This window comes from Shinella sp., from assembly GCF_035998705.1.
Classification (GTDB): Bacteria; Pseudomonadota; Alphaproteobacteria; order Rhizobiales; family Rhizobiaceae; genus Shinella.
The window spans coordinates 376937-399985 of sequence record NZ_DASYHH010000022.1; the positions used below are offsets into that span (position 1 = coordinate 376937).

A 23049-nucleotide genomic window follows, 5' to 3' on the forward strand; every position below is an offset into this window, starting at 1 on the left:
CCCGGGTCGAATGAACGGCGGCCCTCGCCCGTCAGGTTAACCGAGAGTTGATTTCTCGCTGGATACCCCTCCCGCAAGCTCGGACGAGCCGCTATAGTGCGCTCGTTCGAACCTGTTTTGGGCCCGTTTTGGAACGAGTTGACCCGTGATCGAGTATGCCCTTCTCTTCGCGCTCGGCTTTCTCGCCGCCACGCTGACCGGCCTGCTCGTCGCGCCGGCAGTCCAGAAACGCGTCGTCAAATTCACCGAGCAGCGCATGCGCGCCACCATGCCGCTGAGCCCGCAGGAAGTGCGGGCGCAGAAGGACATGGCCCGCGCCGCCTATGCCGCTGAAAACGCCCGCCTGTCCCAGAGCGTGCGCCGCGAGCGCGAAAAACACACGCTGGAAATGGTGCGCAACGAAAAGCTCCTCGCACAGGCCGCGGCGATCGGCACGGAAAACGCCGAACTGCACGCCCAGATCGCCGACATGAACATCGAGGCCGGCGACATGCGCTCGGCGCTGCGCCGCGAGGAAATGAAGACCGAGCAGCTAAAGACGGCGCTTTCGACCGCCGACCGCGAGATCCGCAGCAAGGTTGCCGATATCGACAGGCTGGAGGGCCGCATCAACCATCTCGAGACGGACCTCGACAATATGAAGATCGACCTCGCCACCCGCGACACGGCGATGGAGAACCTGATGAGCCGCATCGGCAACCTGAAGGACGAGCGCGACAAGCTGCGCGAGGATATCAAGACGGCGAACCAGGCGGCGAAATCGCTGGAAATGCGCCTGTCGCGCGAAGAGGGTCGCGTGCGCCAGCTCGAAACGCGGCTGACGCGCGAACTCGCCGGCAACGCCGACAAGGACAATGCAATCGAACGGCGCATCGCGGAAATCAACCGCCTGCGCGACAAGGTGAAGACGTTGACAGCGGAAAACAAGGATGCGGTGAAGGCGGTGCGGTCCACCGGGCTCGCCCGCACCATCGCGACGAGCCGCCTTTCCGCCCGCCGCACGGAAAAGCTGATCCCGCCGCCGATCGATATCGGCGCGCTGGAGGAGGACGTGCGCAACCAGGGCACAGCACTTTCGGAACGGCTTCTCGCCGCGAAAACCGGTGACAACGACGCGGCGCTCCGCGAAGAAATGGCCGACCTCGCCAGCAAGATGATCGTGCTGACGGCCGCGCGCGAGGGCGCCGGCTCGCCGGTGCACGACCTCATCGCGACGATCGACCCGGCGCTGGACGGCGACGAGCGCAGCCTCGCCCAACGCGTTCGTGAACAGATCAGCGGCGACGAAGCTTGATTCGGCATTTCCGGCGCGACCGCCACCGGCTCACCGAACGAATTGTGAGCAGCGTGCGCTGCTAGGCGACACGCCCCATGGTGAGCGCAATCTGGTAGAGCGCAATGCCGCTCGCCGTCGCGACATTGAGGCTGTCCAGCCCCGGCCGTTGCGGGATGCGCGCCGTGCGGAAGGAGGACAGGATGCTTTCCGGTAGCCCCTCGCCTTCCGTGCCGAGCACCAGCGCAATGCGCCGCGCCGCCGGGATTTCTCCCACGGGCACCGCGCCGCGCGGCGACAGACCCCAGATCTCGTAACCGGCATCGGCCAGGCCCCGAAGCATCGCCTCGGCAGCGAGCCCGCGCGAAAACGGCACCGTCAGCACCGAGCCGACGGAGACGCGGATCGCCTTGCGGTAAAGCGGATCGCAACTCGTCTCGTCGAGAAACACCGCATCCGCGCCGAAGGCGGCGGCGTTGCGGAAGATCGAGCCGACATTGTCGTGGTTGGAGAGGCCGCAGCCGGCGAGCACGAGGCTCGTTTCCGGCAACGATTGCAGCAGCGGCGCCGCCTGCGCCGGCTTGCGGCCGAGCGCCAGCACGCCGCGATGCATGTTGAACCCGGCGATCGCATCGAAGACGGGCGCCGCGGCGACATAGACCGGCACGGTCTCCGGAAAGGCGGCAAGCACCGCGGCGACGCCCGCGACGCGGCTTTCGAGAAGCAGGATCGCCTCGGCGGCAAAGCCGTTTTGCCGCGCCTGCGCGCCGCCAAGCATGCGCAGCACCACCGTACCCTCGGCGATGAACAGGCCTTCGCGACCCGTGAGATCGCGCTCGCGGATCGAGACGAAGCCGGCGATGCGCGGATCGGCGGGATCGTCGATCGGGATCGGTGCCGCCGCCATGGCGGATCAGTTGCCCTTGACGTCGATCTCGGCGACGATGCGGCCGGCCGTGATGTCGAAGAGGAAGGCCTTGCGCAGGCCATCCGCCATCACGCCGTAGAACAGGATCTGGCCGGCCGATTGCGAGACGGCCGAGACGGCGAAACCATCGGGCAGCGTCGCGGTCGCCTTGACGGGCGCATCGCTCGGCACGGCAAGACTGCCGGCGGCGACCGCTTCCGGCTTGCTTTCGCGCGTGTTGATCTTGTAGACAATGGCCGCAAGCACCGCCATGAACATCAAAAGCATGATGCCGCCCGAGACGAGTTGCAGGCGCATCATCTTGCGACGAACATTTTCCATCACCGGGTCGAGCGGCTTGTCTTCCTGATCGTCGTTTTCGATATTGGACATGGCAGGCGACACCTTCCGGCAATGAGCTGAGTTGAACGATGACCGACCCCTTTAAAGAAGCCGAGGCGACAAGAAAAGTCCTGACGGTGCCGGAAGAGGCCGAAGGGCGCATCGACGCCTGGCTTGCGGCCACGCTTGCGGGCGATTTTTCGCGCAATCGCATCAAGGCGCTGATCGAGGAAGGGGCCGTTCTCGTCAACGGCACGGCCATCGGCGAGCCGAAGCGCAAGGTCCACCCCGGCGACCGCGTCGAGATCGACCTGCCCGAGCCGCGCGATCCCGAGCCGCAGGCCGAGGACATCCCGATCGACGTGCTCTACGAGGATGACGACCTGATCGTGCTGGTGAAGCCGGCGGGCCTCGTCGTGCATCCCGGCGCCGGCAACTGGACGGGCACGCTGGTCAACGCGCTCATCCACCATTGCGGCAAAACCCTTTCCGGCATCGGCGGCGTGCGCCGTCCCGGCATTGTGCACCGGCTCGACAAGGAGACGAGCGGCGTCATGGTCGTCGCCAAGAACGACGCCGCGCACCGCCACCTCTCCGACCAGTTCGCCGACCACGGCCGCACGGGCCCGCTGGAGCGCGCCTACCAGGCCGTCGTCTGGGGCCGCCCCCGCCAGTTGAAGGGCACGATCGACGCGCCGCTCGGCCGCGGCAACGACCGCACCAAACGCGCCGTGAAGCGCGAGGACGCCGACGACGCCCGCGAGGCGATCACCCATTACGAGGTGGTCGAGCGCTACGGGGAAACCCCCGACGCCACCAGCCTCGCCTCCCTCGTGGAATGCCATCTCGAAACCGGCCGCACGCACCAGATCCGTGTGCACATGGCCCATATCGGCCATCCGCTGGTCGGCGATCCGGAATATGGCGCCGCCTTCAAGACCAAGGCGAACCGCCTGCCGGACGAGGCGCGCGACGTCGTCAACGGTTTCCGGCGCCAGGCGCTGCATGCCTTCATGCTGCAGTTCGAGCATCCCGCGACCGGCGAGACCATGCATTTCGAGGCGCCGCCGCCGGAGGATCTCGAACGACTTATTTTGGCGCTGCGCGCAGTGGAAAAAACCACCAAGCCTTGATTTCCGGGTACAAAACCCCACTTTGACAATGTATCGAAAAATCCATTCCGACTGGCCCGCTTTCACGCATCCGTGAAACTCGCGGGCGCTTGAACCATTGTTTCGCCATACCTATCTGTACACTCAGTGGGGTCGCCATGACCCACTGGGGAGCATGGTTGCTGACGGGGATCCGGTTTCAGAGGATCGTGCTCCGTACCAAGGCTTGCCGAATGGAAGCCGCTTCAGAAAGGGGTGCTGAATGGCCCGCAATACGCTGCCGTCGATCACGGCCGGAGAAGGTGGTCTCAACCGCTATCTCGATGAAATCCGCAAGTTTCCAATGCTTGAGCCGCAGCAGGAATACATGCTCGCCAAGCGTTATCAGGAGCACGGCGACCGCACCGCGGCGCATGAGCTCGTCACAAGCCATCTTCGGCTCGTGGCCAAGATCGCCATGGGCTATCGCGGCTACGGCCTGCCGATCGGCGAAGTCGTTTCCGAGGGCAATGTCGGCCTGATGCAGGCCGTCAAGAAGTTCGACCCGGAACGCGGCTTCCGCCTGGCGACCTATGCCATGTGGTGGATCAAGGCCTCGATCCAGGAATATATCCTGCGCTCGTGGTCGCTGGTGAAGATGGGCACGACCGCCAATCAGAAGCGCCTGTTCTTCAACCTGCGCCGCATGAAGAGCAAGATCCAGGCGATCAACGACGGCGACCTGAAGCCTGACCAGGTCAAGGAAATCGCGACCAAGCTGAAGGTTTCGGAAGACGAAGTCGTCTCGATGAACCAGCGCCTCACCGGCGACGCCTCGCTCAACGCGCCGATCAAGGCGGGCGAAGGCGAATCCGGCCAGTGGCAGGATTGGCTCGTCGACGACCATGACAGCCAGGAACAGACGCTGATCGAGCAGGACGAACTCGACACCCGCCGCGCCATGCTGGCGCGTGCCATGGCCGTGCTGAACGACCGCGAACGCCGTATCTTCGAGGCCCGCCGCCTTTCCGAAGACCCGGTGACGCTGGAAGAGCTCTCCACCGAGTTCGACATCAGCCGCGAGCGCGTCCGCCAGATCGAAGTCCGCGCCTTCGAGAAGGTGCAGGAAGCCGTTCAGAAATACGCGGCCGAACAGGCCCGCGCGGTGCGCGTCATCGAAGACGCCTGAGCCCAGACGGCAATGCAAACGAAAAGGCCCGGCAGCGATGCCGGGCCTTTTTTGTTGAAGAAGCGAAGCGCCTTACTGGCTGCCGGCGGCGCCGAGCGTCGCCCAGGCCTTCATCACCGTGTCGAAGGCTTCAGTGCCGGCAGCGCCCTTGTCGAGCGTCATCAGCGCGCGCCGGCCGTTGCGGTAGGTGATCGGAATGTCGATCCAGCTGCGCGTGCGCAGGAGTTCGGTGTTCTTGGCGATCGCCTCCGGGAAGTCGTTCAGCGCGATCATGTGGAAGTCGTCGGTGATCTTCGCCGGTACCGCGATCAGCGCATCGCCGCGGTCCTGCTCGGTCCGCTTCATCGCCACGCGCTGGACACTTTCGATGCCGCCGCCCTCGAAATTCTCCGGCAGCGAGAAGACGAGCTCGACCAGATGGCTTGCCGGCAGCGACCGGTCGCCGTTGCGGCGGAAAGTGATCAGCGCGGTCAGGCCCTTGGAAGGCACGTTGATCTGCGCGCGCACCACAGGCTCCGCCTTGGCCTCGCCACCCGGCGATTCTTCGGCGCTCGACCAGGCGACCGTGCCTTCGATCGCCGTCGGCGCCGTCTGGCCGAGGCGTTCCTCATAGAGGAACATTTTCTGCGTGACGCCGATGGCGGCCGGCTGTTCGCCCGTGGCCGCAGGCGTCTGCGTGTCCGTCGTCGTCGCGGTGCCGGTGTCAGTGCCAGCCGGCGTCTGCGTCGCGCCGTCCGTGGTGGTCGTACCGGTGCCGGTGGTGCCGGCCGCGGCACCGTCCTCGGTCACCGCGCCCGCCGTTTCCGTCGACTGGGCGGCAACCGACTTGCCCTCTTCCGGTGTCGCGCCGTCAAGCGCTGCCGCCGGGCCCTCGTCCACTTCGGACCCGTCCGTCAGCAGCCGCTGGGTGAACTTGCCGTTGCCGGTCGGCGTTGCAGAGGCCACCTCGGTCGTCGGCGTGGTCGTGCCGGCGGCATTGCCCGTCGTCTCGGCCGTATCGTCCGGCGTGGTGTTTGCCGGCAGGTTGCGGCCGCCTTCGGCGGTGTCGTTGCTCTGCTGCTGGGTCTCTGCCGGCGTCTCGGTCGAGGGCGCGGTGATCGAGGCGATGCGCTCGTTGACCCAGCCGTTCACCATATCGCGGTTGAACCAGTAGCCAGCGCCCAGACCGCCGACGATGGCGACGAGCGCGATGACGGCCGCCAGCGCACCAAAATTGATGCGCGACTTGCGCGGCTCGGCGCGGAAGGAGCGCTGCGGCGCACGGGCCGGCTCGAAGGCGGGCGTGGACGATGCTGCCTCGGTCGTGCCAGCCGCCGCCACGGACGATGCGGCAGCGACGCCAGCCTTCGGCGCATGGCCGAGAAGGTCGTCGAGATCTCCCCATTCCGCGGTCTTGGCGGTCTTTTCCCGCTCGGCTTCCGGCTGTGCGGCCTTGTCGTCCGGCCAGTCCCAGGCGAGCGGATCGCTGGCCACCGCGGGCGTCGGCTCGTGTGTTTCCACTGCGACCGCGACGGGCGCGGCCTCGTTCCAGCTCCACTGGGCTTCCGCCGAGGGCATGCGGGCATCCGCGACCGGCTCGGCTTCAGGCAGCTTCTCGTCGTGAACCGGGTAGACCTGTGCCTCCGGCTCCACGGCCGCAACGGTTTCCGCCGCCTCGGCTTCGGCCTCGAGGGCGCGATCCGGCTCCGGCTCCTGCCACGAGGGCACATAATCGTCCGCGGGTGCTGCCTCGACATGCCAGGACGGCTCGCTATGCGCCTCGGCTACGACCGGCTGCGGCTCGTGCTCGACGGTCTCTTCCTCGGCGACGGGCTCAGGCTCGATGGGGTTTTCGGCAACCGGCTCGACTTGCGCTTCGCCCTCGGCATGCTCTTCGACGGGCTCGTAGCGCTGTTCCGGTTCGGCTTGCGCGACCGCCTCTTCCGGCTCATCGACCGGGACGGGTTCTTCCGCCACCGGCTCCGGCTGCACGACATCCTCGACGAGGTCCGGTGCGACATCGTCGGCAGGAAGCGCCTCGGCATGGTCGATCTCGACACTGCCGATCGCCGCTTCGAGCTTGTCGAGCTGACGCTTTACCAGGTCATCGGAAGGGCGCGGGTTCATGGATTCGAGTTGCCGGCGCACGGCACCGCGCGCCTTCTCGTAAACCTTCTGCCGCATCTCGGCATTGTTGTCCGAGAGGCCGTCCACGGCCCTCCGAATGACTGCTACAAAATCCGCCATCAGAACTTTCCGTCGTGTCCGCTCGCTATCTCATTGGAATACGTTACGGAACTGGTGTTGAGCTTGAGATTAGTCCTCAAACGGGTCGGTCACAAGTATCGTGTCCTCCCGCTCCGGACTGGTCGAAAGCAGGGCGACGGGCGCGCCGATCAGCTCCTCGACCTGTCGTACATATTTGATCGCCTGGGCCGGCAGGTCCGCCCAGCTGCGCGCGCCGACGGTCGATTCCTTCCAGCCCTCGAGCGTGATGTAAACCGGCTCCAGGCGAGCCTGCTGCCCCTGGCTTGCCGGGAGATAGTCGATTTCCTTGCCGTCGAGCTTGTAGGCGACGCAGATCTTCAACTCGTCGAGACCGTCCAGAACGTCGAGCTTCGTCAGCGCGATGCCCGTGATGCCCGAGGTCTTCACCGTCTGACGCACGAGAACCGAATCGAACCAGCCGCAGCGGCGCGGACGACCGGTATTGACACCGACTTCGCGGCCGACGGTCGAAAGGTGCTCGCCGATCGCGTCGTTCAGTTCACACGGGAACGGCCCCTCGCCGACGCGGGTCGTGTAGGCCTTTGTGATGCCGAGGACATAACCGATCGCCGTCGGGCCGAGACCGGAACCGGCGGCGGCCTGTCCGGCGACCGTGTTCGAGGAGGTCACGAAGGGATAGGTGCCGTGGTCGTTGTCGAGCAGCGCGCCCTGCGCCCCTTCGAAGAGGATGCGGGAACCGGCCTTGCGGTGGTCGTCGAGGATGCGCCAGACCTGATCGACATAGGGCAGCACCCGGTCGGCGACTTCCATCAGTTCCTTCTCGATCGATTCCACCGAGATTTCCGGCAGGCCGAGGCCGCGCCGCAGCGCATTGTGATGGGTCAGCAGCCGGTCGATCTTCGCCGGCAGCGCTTCCTTGTCGGCAAGATCGATGGCGCGAATGGCGCGACGGCCGACCTTGTCTTCATAGGCCGGGCCGATGCCGCGCCGTGTCGTGCCGATCTTCGTGCCGCTGTTGGAGGCGGCGTCTTCACGGAAGCCGTCCAGGTCACGATGAAGGGACAGGATGAGCGGCGCGTTGTCGGCGATGCGCAGGACCTCCGGCGTGATGTTCACGCCCTGGCCGCGCAGCTTCTCGATTTCGGCGACGAAGTGGTGAGGATCGACGACGACGCCGTTGCCGATGACGCTGAGCTTGCCGCGCACGAGGCCGGACGGAAGCAGCGCCAGCTTGTAGCTGACACCATCGATAACCAGGGTATGACCCGCATTGTGGCCGCCCTGATAGCGGACGATGACATCCGCGCGTTCGGAAAGCCAGTCGACAATCTTGCCCTTGCCTTCGTCACCCCATTGCGATCCGACCACCACGACGTTCGTCATTTCATCTTTCCCGTATTTGCACGCGGATAGCCGCGTGCCTGACACAAACCCGCGCATCTATACTGTGTTGTCTTTGGGAATGCGACCCTGTTATGACGGCCACAATCCGCTTTTTACATGACATTGCGCGCTTTTTCGCCTTATGTGGGCCACCTGCCGGCGCACCCCGCGCACATGCCTCCACCGTCCGGATCACCCCGCCTTGAACAGCAGAGCCTATTTCTATCTCAGCGTCACCGCCCTTTTCTGGGGCGCGAACTCGGTGGCGGGCAAACTCGCCGTCGGCCATGTCAGCCCGATGGTGCTGACGACCTACCGCTGGATCCTCGCGCTCATCATCATCCTCGCCTTCATGCTGCCGCAGGTGAAGCGCGACTGGCCGGTGATCCGCCAGCACTGGCTCCAGTTGCTGCTCTACGGCATCTTCGGCTTCACCGCCTTCAATGCCCTGCTCTATACCGCACTCGGTTATACCAGCGCCATCAATGCCGTCATCGAGCAGGCCGGCATTCCCATGCTGATCTTCGTCTTCAACTTCGTGTTGTTCCGCATCCAGGCCTCCATCGCCCAGATCGTCGGCTTCAGCGTCACGCTCATCGGAGTGCTGATAACAGCCGCTCATGGCGAATTCTCGGCACTGGCCGCACTGGAATTCAACTTCGGCGATGCGCTGATGCTCTGCGCGGCCATCGTCTACGCCGCCTATACCGTGTCGCTGCGCTGGAAGCCGGACCTGCACTGGCAGAGTTTTATCGCCGCCCCCGCCTTCGGCGCGCTTCTGAGTGCCATCCCGCTGTTCTTCTGGGAACTGTCGCGTGGTGCTGCGATCTTTCCGGATACGACCGGCTGGGCGATCGTGCTCTATGCCGGCATCTTCCCGTCGCTGCTCTCGCAGGTGCTCTATGTGCGCGGCGTCGAGATGATCGGCGCCAACCGCGCCGGCCTCTTCATCAACGCCATCCCGGTCTTCGGCACCATTCTGTCCGTGCTGCTGATCGGCGAGACGCTCTACCCCTTCCACGTCATCGCCCTCCTCCTCGTGCTCGGCGGCATCGCCATTGCCGAATGGGGCCGGCCGAAGGACAACAAAAAACCCGCCGGATGAGCCGGCGGGTTTCTTTGCGTCTTGGGAGGACGAAGATCAGTCGACGTTGAAGACCAGCGACTTGACCTGGCGGATCGCTTCATTGGTGCGCAGCTTGTTCAGCACCTCGTCGGAGAGGGCGGCATCGACATAGAGCAGCGCGATGGCGTCGCCGCCCTGCTTGTCGCGGCCGAGCTGGAAGTTCGCGATGTTGACGCCGGCCGCACCGAGCGTCGTGCCGATGAAGCCGATCATGCCGGGAACGTCGGTGTTGGTGATGTAGACCATGTGGTTGCCGACATCAGCGTCGAGGTTGATGCCCTTGATCTGGATGAAGCGCGGCTTGCCATCGGAGAAGACCGTGCCGGCGATCGAACGCGTCTGGTTCTCCGTCTTGACGGTCAGTCGGATATAGCCGTCGAAGACGCCCGACTTGTCGCGCTTGACCTCGGAGAGGATGATGCCTTTTTCCTTGATCATCACAGGCGCCGAAACCATGTTGACGTCGGAAACCTGGGTGCGGATGAGGCCGGCAAGTGCGGCGCTGGTCAGCGCCTTGGTGTTCATCGTCGCGGTCGCGCCATCGTAAAGAATCTCGATTTCCTTGATCGCGCTTTCCGTGACCTGGCCGACGAAGGCGCCGAGCACGTCGGCAAGCCGGATGAACGGCTTCAGGATCGGCGCTTCCTCGGCGGTGATCGACGGCATGTTGATGGCGTTGGAAACGGCACCACGCACCAGATAGTCCGACATCTGTTCGGCGACCTGGAGAGCGACGTTCTCCTGCGCTTCCGTGGTCGAGGCGCCGAGATGCGGCGTGCAGACGACGTTCGGCAGGCCGAAGAGCGGGCTTTCCTTGGCGGGCTCGACCTCGAAGACGTCGAAGCCGGCGCCGGCGACCTTGCCGGATTTCAGCGCTTCGGCGAGATCCGCCTCGACCACGAGGCCGCCGCGGGCGCAGTTCACGATGCGCACGCCGTCCTTCATCTTGGCGATTGCCGCCGCGTCGATGATGTTGCGGGTCTTGTCCGTCAGCGGCACATGCATGGTGATGAAATCGGCCTCGGCGAACAGTTCGTCGAGCTCGACCTTCTTCACGCCCATTTCCTCGGCGCGTTCCTTGGAGAGGAACGGGTCGTAGGCGATGACGTGCATCTTGAGACCGATGGCGCGCGAGCAGACGATGGAACCGATATTGCCGGCACCGATGACGCCGAGCGTCTTGCCGGTGATCTCGACGCCCATGAACTTCGACTTCTCCCACTTGCCGGCCTGCGTGGAGGTATCGGCGGCGGGAAGCTGGCGGGCGACGGCGAACATCAGGGCGATGGCGTGTTCCGCCGTGGTGATCGAGTTGCCGAAGGGCGTGTTCATGACGATGATGCCGCGGCGCGAGGCGGCCGGGATGTCGACATTGTCGACGCCGATGCCGGCGCGGCCGATGACCTTGAGGTTGGTCGCAGCAGCGATCAGCTTTTCCGTCGCCTTGGTGGCGGAGCGGATGGCGAGGCCGTCATAGTTGCCGATGATTTCGGCAAGCTTGTCCTTGTCCTTGCCGAGCTGCGGCTGGAAATCGACATCGACGCCGCGATCACGAAAGATCTGGACGGCGGTTTCCGACAGTTCATCGGATACGAGTACGCGAGGTGCCATGGTATGGGCTCCTGATAAAAGGGGGTTGGGCTGAAACCTATCCGTCGTCATGCTCGGGCTTGTCCCGAGCATCTGCGACCGATCGGCCATATCGAAGTGGTCAGATCCTCGGCACAAGGCCGAGGATGACGAAATCATGCTTGAGACGGTTTACGCCGCAGCCTTGGCAAGCGTCGCCTTCTGGGTCTCGAAAGCCCAGGTCAGCCACGGCATCAGCGCTTCGAGGTCCGCTGTATCGATGGTCGCACCGGCCCAGATGCGCAGGCCCGAGGGGGCATCGCGGTAGGCGCCGATGTCATAGGCGACACCCTGTTTTTCAAGAAGTGCGACGAGACCCTTGGCGAAGGCGGCCTGTGCATCGGCGTCGAGTGCCGCCACGTCCTTGTCGGCGATGGTCAGGCAGACGGAGGTGTTGGAGCGCGTTTCCGGCGCCTTGGCCAGGTTGGCGATCCAGCCGTTGGCCTCGACGAAATCGAAGATCACCTGGGCGTTCGCGTCAGCGCGCGCCATCAGGCCCTTGAGGCCGCCGACTTCCTTCGCCCAGAGAAGCGCATCGATATAGTCTTCGACGCAGAGCATGGAGGGCGTGTTGATCGTTTCGCCCTGGAAGATGCCCTCGATGATCTTGCCGCCCTTGGTCATGCGGAAGATCTTCGGCATCGGCCAGGAAGGCGTGTAGCTTTCCAGGCGCTCGACGGCCCGCGGCGACAGGATGATGACGCCATGCGCGCCCTCGCCGCCCAGCACCTTCTGCCAGGAGAAGGTGACCACGTCGAGCTTGGCGAAATCGAGGTTCTGCGCGAAGGCGGCCGAAGTTGCGTCGCAGATGGTCAGGCCCTTGCGGTCTGCCGGAATGAAGTCCGCATTGGCAACGCGCACGCCGGATGTCGTGCCGTTCCAGGTGAAGACCACGTCACGGTCGAAATCGATCGTGGAAAGGTCGGGCAGCAGGCCGTAATCGGCCGTGATCTTGCGGGTATCGGGAAGCTTCAGCTCCTTCACCACGTCGGAAACCCAGCCCGAGCCAAAACTTTCCCAGGCGACCATGTCGACGCCGCGCGGGCCGAGCAGCGACCACAGCGCCATCTCGACGGCGCCGGTATCGGAGGCCGGCACGATGCCGATGCGGTAATCCGCCGGCACTTCCAGGACTTCACGGGTGAGGTCGATGGCCTGCTTGAGCTTGGTCTTGCCGACCTTGGCGCGGTGCGAACGACCGAGCGCGGCATCGGAAAGCGCTTCGAGCGACCAGTTGGGACGCTTCGAGCAAGGGCCAGAAGAAAAATGGGTGTTGTTCGGACGCACGTCCGGAGCGGCGACGGTCTTCGTCATGATTGCTATCCTTCCAGATAGATAGCCCTTCGTTGGGGAAGGGTGTCCCGCCGCCGTGAATATGGAAGAGCCTTTTTGAAGTCAAGCGGATTATGTCGCGAACGAAAAATAATCCGGCGTAAACGGAAACGGCGCGCCGGTTGCCCGACGCGCCGTCCGTGAAAGAATGGATGATGTCTACCAGGTGGTGACGCGGATACCGGCACGGATCTCGTGCTTCTGGAAACCGTCGTCCCGCCCGCGGGCGCTCACCGTGCCGACGCCCGGCACTTCGGTGCTGCCGCCGAACATCTTGCCGCCGGCCATGTCGGTGAAGCGGTAGCCGAGGTCGAGCTTGACGCGGTTGGTGAGATCGACCGAGGCGCCAGCCATAAGCGCATAGGTGAAGCGCCAGCTGTCGCCGCCCTTCACCCGGAGTTCGTCGAAGGTCTGCCCGCCGCAGGAACCCGTGCCGTTTTCGCAGTTTGCCGTGGTGCGGAAGCTGTCCCAGTTCATGTAGGTCACGCCCGCGCCGGCGCCGACATAGGGCGTGATGCCGGCATAGGTCCCGAGATCCACATAGCCGTTGGCGAGGAGGTGAGCCGCATTGTAGTCCGCCTTCTGGCCGAGGCGGCAGGTCGTGCCGGCCGGCGCCGTGATGCAGGGCGAATCGATGTCGGAGCCGCCGCGCAGCGAACCGCTGAAGAAATCCGTCGTCAGGTCGGCGCGCAGGAAATTGTTGAACTGGTAGCCCATGCCGACGCCGTAGGAGACCGGCTTGGAGAAGCGCGCATCGTCGAAATCGCCCTCGGCAAAGGTGGAGCCGAACGCCTCGATCCGGTAATCCGGCTTGTCATGGTTGACCCAGCCGGCATAACCGAGGTCGCCGCGGATGTACCAGCCTTCCGCGACCGTGCTTTCCGAAACGTCGATTTCCGGCGCGTTGATGATGTCGAGGTCGCTCGCCAGTGCGCTCGTTCCGATGAGACCCGCAAGGACGGCGATACCAAGCGGTGCGATACGACGAAACATGCTCTCGATCCCTTGAGGCCGGCCGGGCCGGCGGTTGCGCGGAGGGTGCGAGGCCACGCATCCGTGGCCGCCTTACACCGTTGGTTAACCATAAATCTTAAGGAATGAAGAAACGGTTAAGTGGCGGGTTTTCCTGCGCGATCGGCAAAACAAAAGGCCGCCCCGAGGGGCGGCCTTGAGAAGAGATTCAGCGTGATGCCGCTTACTTGTAGACCGGCTGCTCGACCGGGATATCGACCGGCGGGATATAGGCCTGCTGTTCGCAGCCGCTGAAGGAATAACGCAGGCCGGCGCGGGCCTCGTGGCTGTAGAAGCCCTTGTCGCGGCCCGGGCCGCCGCCGACATTGTAGCCGAACATGTTGCCCTTGGTGACGTGGCGGAAGCGGTAACCGAGGTCGGCCTTCAGGTTGCAGGTCAGGTCGACGGAGGCGCCGGCCATCAGCGCATAGGTGAAGCGCCAGCTCTTCTTGCCGCGGTGGTGGAAGGTCGGGTCGCAGTTCGTCGGATCGCCGTCGTCGCACGAGGTGTTGTCGAGGCCCTTCCAGTTCACGTAGGTGCCGCCGATACCGGCGCCGACATAGGGCGTGATCGAGCCGTAGGTGCCGATGTCCACATAGGCGTTAGCGAGCAGGCTGAGCGCGGTGAGCGACGAGACGTCCCGCGACGTGCAGTTCGGCGAAACGCCGCAGCCGCCCGAGGTCGAGCCCTTGAACTTCGACTTGAACATGTAGTCAAGCGTCACGTCCGTACGGAAGTGATCGTTGATCTGGTAACCGACACCGCCGCCGAGCGTGAAGCCGCTCTTCAGGTTCGTGGAGTCGAATTCCCGCACGCGGTCGTTGGAGCCCTGGAAGTATTTCGCGCCGCGCAGCTTGTTATAGGACCAGCCCGTGTCGCCGCGCAGATACCACCCGCCCGTCTCGATGATGGTTTCCTGCACCGGCGCCTCGACGACCTCCGGCTGGTAGATATCGGCTGCGTAGCCGGTCGTGCCCGTCAGCAGGACCGCGACGACGCCACTCAAAACTTTCCTCATGGCCTTGCTCCAATAGGCTTTTGCTTGGCAGCCCGGCACACCGGATTCCAAGTCCCTCGATCAGGAGTGGATAATGGCGAGGAAAGGTTAAGGGCCGATTAACTACAAACATTTACCGTCTTTGTTAACGAGCGTTCACGAGTTCGGTAAACAACACCTGAAATTCGAGTAATCTTCGAAACAACTTCATCGGCAAAAAGAAAAAGGCCGGCGCATTGGCACCGGCCCTTAAGAATAGATGAATCGAACAGGATCAGGCGGCGTTGCGCACGGAGCCGATCACGGCGACCAGGTCGTCGACGATGCGCTCCACCTTCGCCCGGTCGTCGCCCTCCGCCATGACGCGGATCAGCGGTTCGGTGCCGGAGGGGCGGATGAGCAGGCGGCCGCTCTTGGCGAGCTCGCTTTCGGCATCGGCGATCGCCTGGCGCACGGCGGCGTCCTCCAGCGGCTGGCCGGCCTGGATGCGCACGTTCTTCAGCACCTGCGGCACCGGCTCGAAGCGGTTGCACACCTCGCTCACCGTCTTGCCGTTGCGCTTGACGCAGGCGAGCACCTGGAGGGCGGCTACGAGGCCGTCGCCCGTCGTGCCGAAATCCGACAGCACGATATGGCCGGACTGCTCGCCGCCGACATTGTAATCGTGCTGGCGCATATGCTCGACGACATAGCGGTCGCCGACCTTGGTGCGCTCAAGCCCGAGGCCCTTGCCGGTGAGGAAACGTTCAAGCCCGAGGTTCGACATGACGGTGGCGACGATGCCGCCGCCGCGCAGCATGCCGTCGGCCGCCCAGCTTTCGGCGATGACGGCCATCAACTGGTCGCCGTCGATGATCTTGCCGTTCTCGTCGATGATCTGCACGCGGTCGGCATCACCATCGAGCGCGATACCGATATCGGCGCGAACCTCGTGCACCTTGCGCTGCAGGGCATCCGGATGCGTCGAGCCGCATTCGAGGTTGATGTTGAGGCCGTCCGGCTCGTTGCCGATCGTCACGACGTCGGCGCCGAGCTCCCAGAGTGCGGCAGGCGCCACGCGGTAGGCGGCGCCATTGGCGCAGTCGATCGCAACGCGCAGGCCCTTCAGCGTCACGTCGCGCGGCAGGGTGCGCTTGGCGTGTTCGATATAGCGGTCATGCACGCCGTCGATGCGCTTTGCCCTACCGATCTCGGCGGACTTGGCGAGCTGCGCCGTGATGTCCTTGTCGAGCAGGTCCTCGATCTCCATCTCGATCTCGTCGGAGAGCTTGTAGCCGTCCGGGCCGAAGAGCTTGATGCCGTTGTCGTAGAACGGGTTGTGCGAGGCGGAGATCATCACGCCGATATCGGCGCGCAGCGAGCGCGTCAGCATGGCGACGGCGGGTGTGGGGATCGGGCCGAGGATGAAGGCATCGATGCCGGCCGCGGTGAAGCCCGCCACCATGGCGTTTTCCAGCATGTAGCCGGAGAGGCGCGTGTCCTTGCCGATCACCACGCGGTGGCGGTGCGCGCCGCGGCGGAAGAGCGTGCCCACGGCGATGCCGACCCGCATGGCAAGGTCCGGCGTCATCGGGAAGATGTTGGATTGTCCCCGGATACCGTCCGTGCCGAAATAACGACGTTTCATGTTCTCTCCTGAAAATCGCCGGCCTGGGCTGCGCATTCAGCGCTGCGCCCGGCTCTCAAGCGTTCACTCTGCCGCCCGCGCGTCCATCTCAGGGCAGAAGGCGGAAATACAATAATTCCGCCCCGTGATCCAATCCTTAAAACGGCGTAGAGCTGTCATACTTCTTTGCCATAAAAGTCGGCAAAGAGCATCCATCCGCATATCAGAATTCATTACAGCCCGTTACCGAACGAAAACGGCCGGAAAGGATTTTCCGGCCGTTTTCAATTCGTTCGAACGGATCGCTTATTGCGGCTGCGGTTCGAGACCGCCTTCCGCCTCGCCACCCTTCTTGTGGCCGGCCTTCGGCACGGCCGAGCCGCGATGCGGCGGCGTATCGTCGCCGAGGTCGCGCGCGGGCTTCTCGCCGCGGATCAGCGCCTTGATCTCTTCACCCGTCAGCGTCTCATATTCAAGCAGGCCTTCGGCCAGCGCCACGAATTCATGGTTCTGTTCGGTGATGATGCGCTTGGCCTCGGAATAGGCCTCGTCGATCAGGCGGCGGATCTCGTTGTCGATCTTCTGCGCGGTCGCTTCCGAAACGTTCTTCTGCTGCGCCACCGAATGACCAAGGAAGACTTCCTGCTGGTTTTCACCATAGGCGACCTGGCCGAGCTGATCGGAGAAGCCCCACTGCGTCACCATCGCACGGGCGAGCTTGGTCGCCTGTTCGATGTCCGAGGATGCGCCGGAGGTGATGTTGTCCTTGCCGAAGGTGATTTCCTCGGCGACGCGGCCGCCCATCATGATAGCGAGGCGCGAGACCATCCACTTGTAGCTCATTGAGTAGCGGTCGCCTTCCGGCAGCTGCATGACCATGCCGAGCGCACGGCCGCGCGGAATGATCGTCGCCTTGTGCAGCGGGTCGGCGAGCGGCACCTTGAGCGCGACAATAGCGTGGCCGGCCTCGTGATAGGCGGTCAGCTTCTTCTCCGCCTCGGTCATGGCGGAGGAGCGGCGCTCGGCGCCCATCATGATCTTGTCCTTGGCGTCCTCGAATTCCTGCATGGTGACGAGACGCTTGTTGCGGCGCGCGGCCATCAGGGCGGCTTCGTTGACGAGGTTCATCAGGTCGGCACCGGAGAAACCGGGCGTACCGCGGGCGAGCACCTTGAGGTCAACATTCGGCGCGAGCGGCACGTTGCGAACGTGAACCTTGAGGATGCGCTCGCGGCCGACAATGTCCGGGTTCGGCACGACGACCTGGCGGTCGAAACGGCCGGGACGCAGCAGCGCCGGGTCGAGAACGTCCGGACGGTTGGTCGCGGCGATCAGGATGATGCCTTCATTGGCTTCAAAGCCGTCCATCTCGACGAGGAGCTGGTTCAGCGTCTGCTCGCGCTCATCATTGCCGCCGCCGAGACCGGCACCGCGATGACGGCCGACGGCGTCGATTTCGTCGATGAAGATGATGCAGGGCGCGTTCTTCTTCGCCTGTTCGAACATGTCGCGCACGCGGGATGCACCGACACCGACGAACATTTCGACGAAGTCCGAACCGGAAATGGTGAAGAACGGCACATTCGCCTCGCCCGCGACGGAGCGTGCGAGCAGCGTCTTACCGGTGCCGGGCGGGCCGACGAGCAGCACACCGCGCGGGATTCGTCCGCCGAGGCGCTGGAACTTCTGCGGGTCGCGCAGGAATTCGACGATCTCTTCCAGGTCCTGTTTGGCTTCGTCGACGCCGGCGACATCCGCGAAGGTGACGCGGCCATGCGCTTCGGTCAAAAGTTTCGCCTTCGACTTGCCGAAACCCATGGCGCCGCGCGAGCCACCCTGCATCTGGCGCATGAAGAACAGCCAGACACCGAGGATCAGGAGCATCGGCAGCAATGTGCCGATATAGCTCAGGAAGCCGGACGAGCCGTCCGTCTCCGGCCGTGCGCTGACGACGACGTTCTTCGCCTCCAGGCGCTGGACCAGCGAGTTGTCGCCGGTCGGTGCGTAGGTCTGGAAGGTCGCGCCGGTCTCGACATAGCTGCCGACGATCTTTTCGCCGGTGATGACGACTTCCTTCACCCGGCTCGAGTCGACCTCCTTGAGGAACTGCGAATAGGGGATTTCCCGCGAGCCGGTTTGTGCCGGGCTCGTCTGGAACATGCTGAACAGCGCGATCAGCAGGAGGGCGATGATCGCCCACAGGGCGAAGTTTCGGAAATTGGGATTCATCGAACTTTCCGGGCACTTTCCCGGCCGGGGTTTCCCGGCCGCTTCTTTGATGCCTAACATAGGGTCGCCGTGCGGCCTTGCCAAGGCAAAGCGCGTGCCCCCGGGGCTTTTCTCGTAATATCGTCAACGCCGCAGAACCTTCGGCATTGACAGACACATTACCACAACGCTTTCGAGCGCGCCTTCATTCGTTAGGCGGAGGCGAAAACGGCGCGCGCCCGACAATCGCTGCGAGCGCATTGGCAAGCGGCAGATCGAAACGCGGCAGGAAACGGGCATAGGGCGCGATCAGCGGCTCGATCGTCGCCGCGGCCGCAGGCACCGGCCCGCCATGCTCGAAATCCAGGCGCGGCATGGCGCGGCTGGCGCGCAAGACCGGCCCGCGGAGGTCGGCGCCGCCGGTGTCGCCGGCCGGCGAAACCGCGATCGTCCGGTCGCTCCGGTTGGTGATGCGGTATCTGCCGTCCCAGACGGCGACCTCCCCTGCCGGGAGTCCGAGGCGCCCGATGCCGCGGCATTCGCGATAGAGGAAAAGGCCCTCGCGGCGGCGGTCGAAGACGACGCGGCCGGCGGTCAGCCGCGACAGTGTGCCGCTGGCGAGGAAGGCCCGCAGCCGTTCGGCCGAGGCGGCCTCCAGGACATGCACCCGCCCGCCCGCCGTGGCCGCCAGCAGCAGAAGGCCCCGCCAGGCCGCCGGATCGGCGAGGAGGGCGACAGCGGCCCGGTCCATCGCGAAGAGGCCGTTCTCCGCGCGAACATGCCTCGTGAGAAAACCGGCCGCGTGCTCGGAAAGCGAAATCCTGTCATCGCCTGCGTACACCGGCTCCGTCGCAGTACCCCGCTGGCGCAGGCGCACCCGTTCGAAACGCGGATTGCTGTTGCTCGGATCGTCGAGCCAGCTTTCGCCCCGCGCGACGAGGAATGCCCTGATCACAGCCCGCTCCACCGAAAGGAAGGGCCGCAGCAGCCAGACGGACCCGTTCAGCAGAACGGCCTCCGCCATGCCGGAAAGGCCAATGCCCTCCGGCGAACGCTCGGCGCGCATCGCGACGGTCTCGTTCTGGTCGTCGCTGGTATGGGCGGCGAGGATCGCATCCGCACCGATCTCGATGGCGGTCTCAGTGAGCAGGTCGTAGCGTTTGGCACGGGCGGCGGCTTGCAGGCCGGCGGTCGGCTTTTCGCCCGGCCAGCGGCAGGTGACATGCGCGATGCCGTGGCGCGCGCAAAGCGCTTCGACCCACCTCGCCTCCTCGGCTGAGCCGGCGCGAAGGTCGTGGTCGATGGTGCAGGCGGAAAGGGTGATGCCGGGATAGCGCCCGGTCGCGCAGAGCGTGGCAAGCGCCACGAGGAGCCCGGTCGAATCGCTGCCGCCGGAAATGGCGATCAGCAGGCGGGCGGGGGCCTCGAAACTGTTCAGCAAACGGCCGGCTGCCTCTACGACGGAATTTTCCGCGGGGGCCACGGCGTTTACCCGGTCGGCAATCAGCAGGAAAGGCGGCCTTGTTCGGACGTCACCTTGGTCTTCACGGCCTTGGAGGCGTCGGGGTAACGCTTGCCCACTTCGCGCAACGTCGCGCAGGCGGTCTCGCGGTTGTCGAGGGCGGCAAGCGACATGCCGAGCTTCAGCAGCATTTCTGGCGCCTTCTTCGACTTGCTGAACGTCTGGTGCGCATTCAGGAAGGTCTTTGCGGCGTCGTTGAAATTGCCCTGCGAATATTGCGCCTCGCCGAGCCAGAAATTGGCGTCCGCCGCCTTCTCGCCGCTCGGGAAGATGTCGAGATAATCGCGGAACTCGCGCTCGGCGAGCTGGTAGTCGCCGGAGAGCACATGGCCGTAGGCGACCTGGTAGAGGTCGTCCGGATTGTCGAGCGAGGCGGTCGACGACTGCGAGGCCGAAGGCAGGCCGCCATCGACGCCCGGCAGCGAATTGTCGTTGCCGATCGAGGCGCTCTGGTTGTCGAGGTCCGGATTGGTCGCAGCACCGATCGGGTTGCCGTTCTCGTCGAACTTGATCGAGCCGAGCTCCTGCGGCCCGGCGCCGCCGTTGCGGTTTTCGGTACCCAGCGTGTCGGTCCCGGCGGTATCATCCGCCGGCACCCTGTTCGAAGCGATCTGCTGGTCGGCAGTGCCGCCGTTCACCGGCTTGTCGAGCGCACCGCTCTTGCCGGTGCCCCCGCTTTTTTCGATCTCCTGGAAGCGGTACTCGTTGTCTTCCTGGGTCTTGCGGAGCTGTTCCTGCATCTGGAGGAGCTGGTAGCTCATTTCCTCGATGCGGCCGTTGAGGCTGCGGATCTGCTCCTCGAGCTGGCCGACGCGTGGATCCATGGCCTGCGCCAGGATCACGTTGCCCTCACCCGACCGTTCGCTGTGGGTCGGCAGGAAGCCGCTCGTCAGCATCGAGAGCGGCGACGCGCCGGTCGGCCCGACCATGCCTGCTACCGCTGCGAGACTGAGAACGCCTGCCGCGACAAGTTTCTTCATCTATCTTCGTCCTGTTGGTCCCATGATGCGCCGAAGCGCGCGGCGCAAGAGTTTTCCATATGCTCCCAAAAAGCAACGGAGTTCGGCCAAAGTGTGTTGAAAAAAGAAAGGCGGCCTCGCGGCCGCCTTTCGCACGATCCTTCCGAAGAAGGAGTTACATGCCGGCGCCGCCGAGAACGGTGACAGCGCGGCGGTTCTGCGACCAGCAGGAAATGTCGTCGCAGACGGCGACCGGCTTTTCCTTGCCGTAGGAGATCGTCTTCATGCGGTTTGCCGGGATACCGCGCGATGCGAGGTACTGGCGGGTCGCGGCAGCGCGGCGTGCGCCGAGTGCAAGGTTGTATTCACGCGTGCCGCGTTCGTCGGCATGGCCTTCGACCGTGATCGCGTAGTTCGGGTAGCGCTGAAGCCACTGGGCCTGGCGATCGAGCGTCGCTGCGGCATCGGCACGAACCGACGAGGAGTCGGTATCGAAGAAGATGCGGTCGCCGACATTGACCGTGAAGTCCTGCTGCGAACCGGGCGTCGCGGCACCGGCGCCGCCGTTCAGGCCGAGGTCGCCGGCATTGTTCGGCATGTTCTTCTTGGAGGCGCAGCCTGCGAGGGCCAGCGTCATGAACAGGGCGATCATCACCGGGTTGCGGGCGATGGTCTGCATGCGGCCAGCGGCCGGGGAATGAATGCGGCTCATGAGCCGGTCTCCTTGCATCAGTTTTTGCGTCAAGTTCATTGAAGCGGCGGTTTCAATCAGGGTTGCCAGACTGTAACCGCAAGCGGTTAATCCGCATTCAACGAGTATGGTTAACGATTGCTTGTAAGACCGTCCCCGGCCCCTTGCACAAACGGAAACGGGCCTGCCCGTCTCGCCTTGCGCCCTGATTTACAGGACTTTGCGGCAAGAACGCGGCAGGCCCGCCACATATATGGTGCTACTCCAGAAGCGGCGACCAGGCCGGGTCGGAAGCGAAGCCCTTGGTCTGCACGGGCTGCTCGTTATAGCCGGAAAGGTCGATCGAGTAGATCTGCGGGCCACCGGCGCCGGCCGCCTGGCGGAAGAACATCAGCACGCGGCCGTTCGGCGCCCAGGTCGGGCCTTCGTTGTGGAAGCCGGAGGTGAGGATGCGCTCGCCCGAACCGTCCGTCTTCATCACGCCGATCGAGAACTTGCCGCCCGACTGCTTGGTGAAGGCGATGAGGTCGCCGCGCGGCGACCAGACCGGCGTGGAATAGGAACCGTCGCCGAAGGAAATGCGGCGCTGGTTGGAGCCGTCCGCGCCCATCACGTATAGCTGCGGCTTTCCGCCGCGGTCGCTTTCGAATACGACCTGCGTGCCATCCGGCGAATAGGAGGGCGAGGTATCGATCGCCGCCGTCGAGGTCAGCCGCGTCGTGGTGCGCGAGCGCAGGTCCATCGTGTAGATGTTGGAGTTACCCTCCTGCTGCAAGCTCATGATGACCTTCTGGCCATCCGGCGAGAAGCGCGGCGAGAAGGTCATGCCCGGGAAGTTGCCGACCACCTCGCGCTGGCCCGTCTCGAGCTGGAGCAGGTAGACGCGCGGCTGGTTGCCCTCGAAGGACATGTAGGTGATTTCCTGGCGGCTCGGCGAGAAGCGCGGTGTCAGCACCAGTTCATTCGCATTGGTGAGCGCGCGGGCGTTGAAACCGTCCTGGTCCATGATGGCGAGCTGGCGCTTGCGGTCCGTCTTCGGGCCGCTTTCGGCGACATAGACGACGCGGGTGTCGAAGTAGCCCTTCTCGCCGGTCAGGCCCTCATAGATCGCGTCCGCGATGATATGGGCGACGCGCCGCCAGTTTTCCGGCTGCGTATAGAATTGCTGGCCGGTGATCTGCTTGCCCGCAAAGGTGTCCCAAAGGCGGAATTCGGCGCGAAGACGACCGTCGCCTTCCTGCGTCACGCGGCCGGTCACCAGCGCCTGCGCATTGATGACCTTCCAGTCCTCGAAGCGCGGCGGCTGATCCGGATTGGAGATCTTCTCGATGAAGGCCTGCTTGTTGACGGGCGCGAAGAGGCCGGACCGCTTGAGGTCGGCCGCGATCACGTCGGTGATGCGCTGGCCGAGGTCACCGCTTGCGATGAAGTCGGTGACGGCGATCGGCAGCGGCTCGACATTGCCCTTGTTGATGTTGATTTCCACGAGCGCCCAGGCCTGCGGCAGGAACGCCACAAGGCCGGTCAGCACGACCAGAAGTCGGAGGAGAGTGCGTCTGAACATTATCTAGGCCT

Annotated in this window: 18 protein-coding genes; 4 read left to right on the forward strand and 14 right to left on the reverse strand. The window is 64.5% G+C overall.

Annotated elements, in window-relative coordinates:
• Nucleotides 1–145: 145 nt before the first annotated feature.
• Nucleotides 146–1294: a hypothetical protein gene (locus VGN93_RS18510; protein WP_327508602.1), complete on the forward strand. Its 1149-nt coding sequence runs from the start codon at nt 146–148 to the stop codon at nt 1292–1294.
• Between the two features lie 61 nt (nt 1295–1355).
• Here VGN93_RS18510 and VGN93_RS18515 read toward each other — a convergent pair whose 3' ends face one another.
• A complete protein-coding gene (locus VGN93_RS18515) occupies nt 1356–2180 on the reverse strand; it encodes an RNA methyltransferase (protein WP_327508603.1) in 825 nt (274 codons plus the stop codon).
• 6 nt (nt 2181–2186) lie between these two features.
• Complete coding sequence (locus tag VGN93_RS18520) at nt 2187–2573, reverse strand: hypothetical protein (protein ID WP_319321101.1); 387 nt, start codon at nt 2571–2573, stop codon at nt 2187–2189.
• 38 nt (nt 2574–2611) lie between these two features.
• Here VGN93_RS18520 and VGN93_RS18525 point away from each other — a divergent pair, with 38 nt between their 5' ends.
• Together VGN93_RS18525 and rpoH are read left to right on the forward strand one after the other, a co-directional pair.
• A complete protein-coding gene (locus VGN93_RS18525) occupies nt 2612–3655 on the forward strand; it encodes an RluA family pseudouridine synthase (protein ID WP_327508604.1) in 1044 nt (347 codons plus the stop codon).
• A 241-nt stretch (nt 3656–3896) separates the two neighbouring features.
• Nucleotides 3897–4802, forward strand: a complete 906-nt coding sequence (gene rpoH / locus VGN93_RS18530; protein WP_319321095.1) for an RNA polymerase sigma factor RpoH — start codon at nt 3897–3899, stop codon at nt 4800–4802.
• A gap of 72 nt (nt 4803–4874) precedes the next feature.
• Here rpoH and VGN93_RS18535 read toward each other — a convergent pair whose 3' ends face one another.
• Together VGN93_RS18535 and VGN93_RS18540 are read right to left on the reverse strand one after the other, a co-directional pair.
• Nucleotides 4875–7028: a hypothetical protein gene (locus VGN93_RS18535; RefSeq protein WP_327508605.1), complete on the reverse strand. Its 2154-nt coding sequence runs from the start codon at nt 7026–7028 to the stop codon at nt 4875–4877.
• Between the two features lie 69 nt (nt 7029–7097).
• Nucleotides 7098–8393, reverse strand: a complete 1296-nt coding sequence (locus VGN93_RS18540) for an adenylosuccinate synthase (protein ID WP_327508606.1) — start codon at nt 8391–8393, stop codon at nt 7098–7100.
• Nucleotides 8394–8595: 202 nt separating this feature from the next.
• Between VGN93_RS18540 and VGN93_RS18545 the strand changes: the two genes are divergently transcribed.
• A complete protein-coding gene (locus VGN93_RS18545) occupies nt 8596–9498 on the forward strand; it encodes a DMT family transporter (RefSeq protein ID WP_327508607.1) in 903 nt (300 codons plus the stop codon).
• A gap of 36 nt (nt 9499–9534) precedes the next feature.
• Here VGN93_RS18545 and serA read toward each other — a convergent pair whose 3' ends face one another.
• The 10 genes from serA to tolB form a co-directional block, all read right to left on the reverse strand.
• Nucleotides 9535–11130, reverse strand: a complete 1596-nt coding sequence (gene serA, locus VGN93_RS18550; protein WP_319321085.1) for a phosphoglycerate dehydrogenase — start codon at nt 11128–11130, stop codon at nt 9535–9537.
• Nucleotides 11131–11280: 150 nt separating this feature from the next.
• Entirely contained in the window at nt 11281–12462 is a 1182-nt protein-coding gene (locus VGN93_RS18555) for a phosphoserine transaminase (protein WP_327508608.1), read from the reverse strand.
• Nucleotides 12463–12639: 177 nt separating this feature from the next.
• Nucleotides 12640–13473, reverse strand: coding sequence for an outer membrane protein (locus VGN93_RS18560; protein ID WP_327508609.1), 834 nt, complete (start codon nt 13471–13473; stop codon nt 12640–12642).
• A gap of 202 nt (nt 13474–13675) precedes the next feature.
• Nucleotides 13676–14509, reverse strand: a complete 834-nt coding sequence (locus tag VGN93_RS18565; RefSeq protein WP_319321074.1) for an outer membrane protein — start codon at nt 14507–14509, stop codon at nt 13676–13678.
• Between the two features lie 253 nt (nt 14510–14762).
• Nucleotides 14763–16115 (reverse strand): phosphoglucosamine mutase, encoded by a 1353-nt coding sequence (gene glmM, locus VGN93_RS18570; protein ID WP_319321071.1) that lies wholly within the window; start codon nt 16113–16115, stop codon nt 14763–14765.
• A 285-nt stretch (nt 16116–16400) separates the two neighbouring features.
• Nucleotides 16401–18323: an ATP-dependent zinc metalloprotease FtsH gene (gene ftsH / locus VGN93_RS18575; protein WP_319321069.1), complete on the reverse strand. Its 1923-nt coding sequence runs from the start codon at nt 18321–18323 to the stop codon at nt 16401–16403.
• 184 nt (nt 18324–18507) lie between these two features.
• The gene (gene tilS, locus VGN93_RS18580; protein ID WP_327508610.1) at nt 18508–19785 is read right to left on the reverse strand and encodes a tRNA lysidine(34) synthetase TilS; all 1278 of its coding nucleotides are present in this window, start codon (nt 19783–19785) and stop codon (nt 18508–18510) included.
• 20 nt (nt 19786–19805) lie between these two features.
• The gene (ybgF, locus tag VGN93_RS18585; protein ID WP_327508612.1) at nt 19806–20804 is read right to left on the reverse strand and encodes a tol-pal system protein YbgF; all 999 of its coding nucleotides are present in this window, start codon (nt 20802–20804) and stop codon (nt 19806–19808) included.
• Nucleotides 20805–20958: 154 nt separating this feature from the next.
• Nucleotides 20959–21495 (reverse strand): peptidoglycan-associated lipoprotein Pal, encoded by a 537-nt coding sequence (gene pal, locus VGN93_RS18590; protein ID WP_256120998.1) that lies wholly within the window; start codon nt 21493–21495, stop codon nt 20959–20961.
• Nucleotides 21496–21733: 238 nt separating this feature from the next.
• Nucleotides 21734–23038, reverse strand: a complete 1305-nt coding sequence (tolB, locus tag VGN93_RS18595; protein WP_319321059.1) for a Tol-Pal system beta propeller repeat protein TolB — start codon at nt 23036–23038, stop codon at nt 21734–21736.
• Nucleotides 23039–23049 lie beyond the last annotated feature (11 nt).

What these genes read in the sequence shown, in the direction of transcription:
- VGN93_RS18555 (WP_327508608.1), bottom strand. Translation starts at nt 12,462, where the DNA reads ATGACGAAGACCGTCGCCGCTCCGGACGTGCGTCCGAACAACACCCAT.
- ybgF (WP_327508612.1), bottom strand. Translation starts at nt 20,804, where the DNA reads ATGAAGAAACTTGTCGCGGCAGGCGTTCTCAGTCTCGCAGCGGTAGCA.
- VGN93_RS18565 (WP_319321074.1), bottom strand. Translation starts at nt 14,509, where the DNA reads ATGAGGAAAGTTTTGAGTGGCGTCGTCGCGGTCCTGCTGACGGGCACG.
- rpoH (WP_319321095.1), top strand. Translation starts at nt 3,897, where the DNA reads ATGGCCCGCAATACGCTGCCGTCGATCACGGCCGGAGAAGGTGGTCTC.
- serA (WP_319321085.1), bottom strand. Translation starts at nt 11,130, where the DNA reads ATGGCACCTCGCGTACTCGTATCCGATGAACTGTCGGAAACCGCCGTC.
- VGN93_RS18515 (WP_327508603.1), bottom strand. Translation starts at nt 2,180, where the DNA reads ATGGCGGCGGCACCGATCCCGATCGACGATCCCGCCGATCCGCGCATC.
- VGN93_RS18540 (WP_327508606.1), bottom strand. Translation starts at nt 8,393, where the DNA reads ATGACGAACGTCGTGGTGGTCGGATCGCAATGGGGTGACGAAGGCAAG.
- tolB (WP_319321059.1), bottom strand. Translation starts at nt 23,038, where the DNA reads ATGTTCAGACGCACTCTCCTCCGACTTCTGGTCGTGCTGACCGGCCTT.
- ftsH (WP_319321069.1), bottom strand. Translation starts at nt 18,323, where the DNA reads ATGAATCCCAATTTCCGAAACTTCGCCCTGTGGGCGATCATCGCCCTC.
- VGN93_RS18520 (WP_319321101.1), bottom strand. Translation starts at nt 2,573, where the DNA reads ATGTCCAATATCGAAAACGACGATCAGGAAGACAAGCCGCTCGACCCG.
- glmM (WP_319321071.1), bottom strand. Translation starts at nt 16,115, where the DNA reads ATGAAACGTCGTTATTTCGGCACGGACGGTATCCGGGGACAATCCAAC.
- VGN93_RS18535 (WP_327508605.1), bottom strand. Translation starts at nt 7,028, where the DNA reads ATGGCGGATTTTGTAGCAGTCATTCGGAGGGCCGTGGACGGCCTCTCG.
- VGN93_RS18560 (WP_327508609.1), bottom strand. Translation starts at nt 13,473, where the DNA reads ATGTTTCGTCGTATCGCACCGCTTGGTATCGCCGTCCTTGCGGGTCTC.
- VGN93_RS18525 (WP_327508604.1), top strand. Translation starts at nt 2,612, where the DNA reads ATGACCGACCCCTTTAAAGAAGCCGAGGCGACAAGAAAAGTCCTGACG.
- pal (WP_256120998.1), bottom strand. Translation starts at nt 21,495, where the DNA reads ATGAGCCGCATTCATTCCCCGGCCGCTGGCCGCATGCAGACCATCGCC.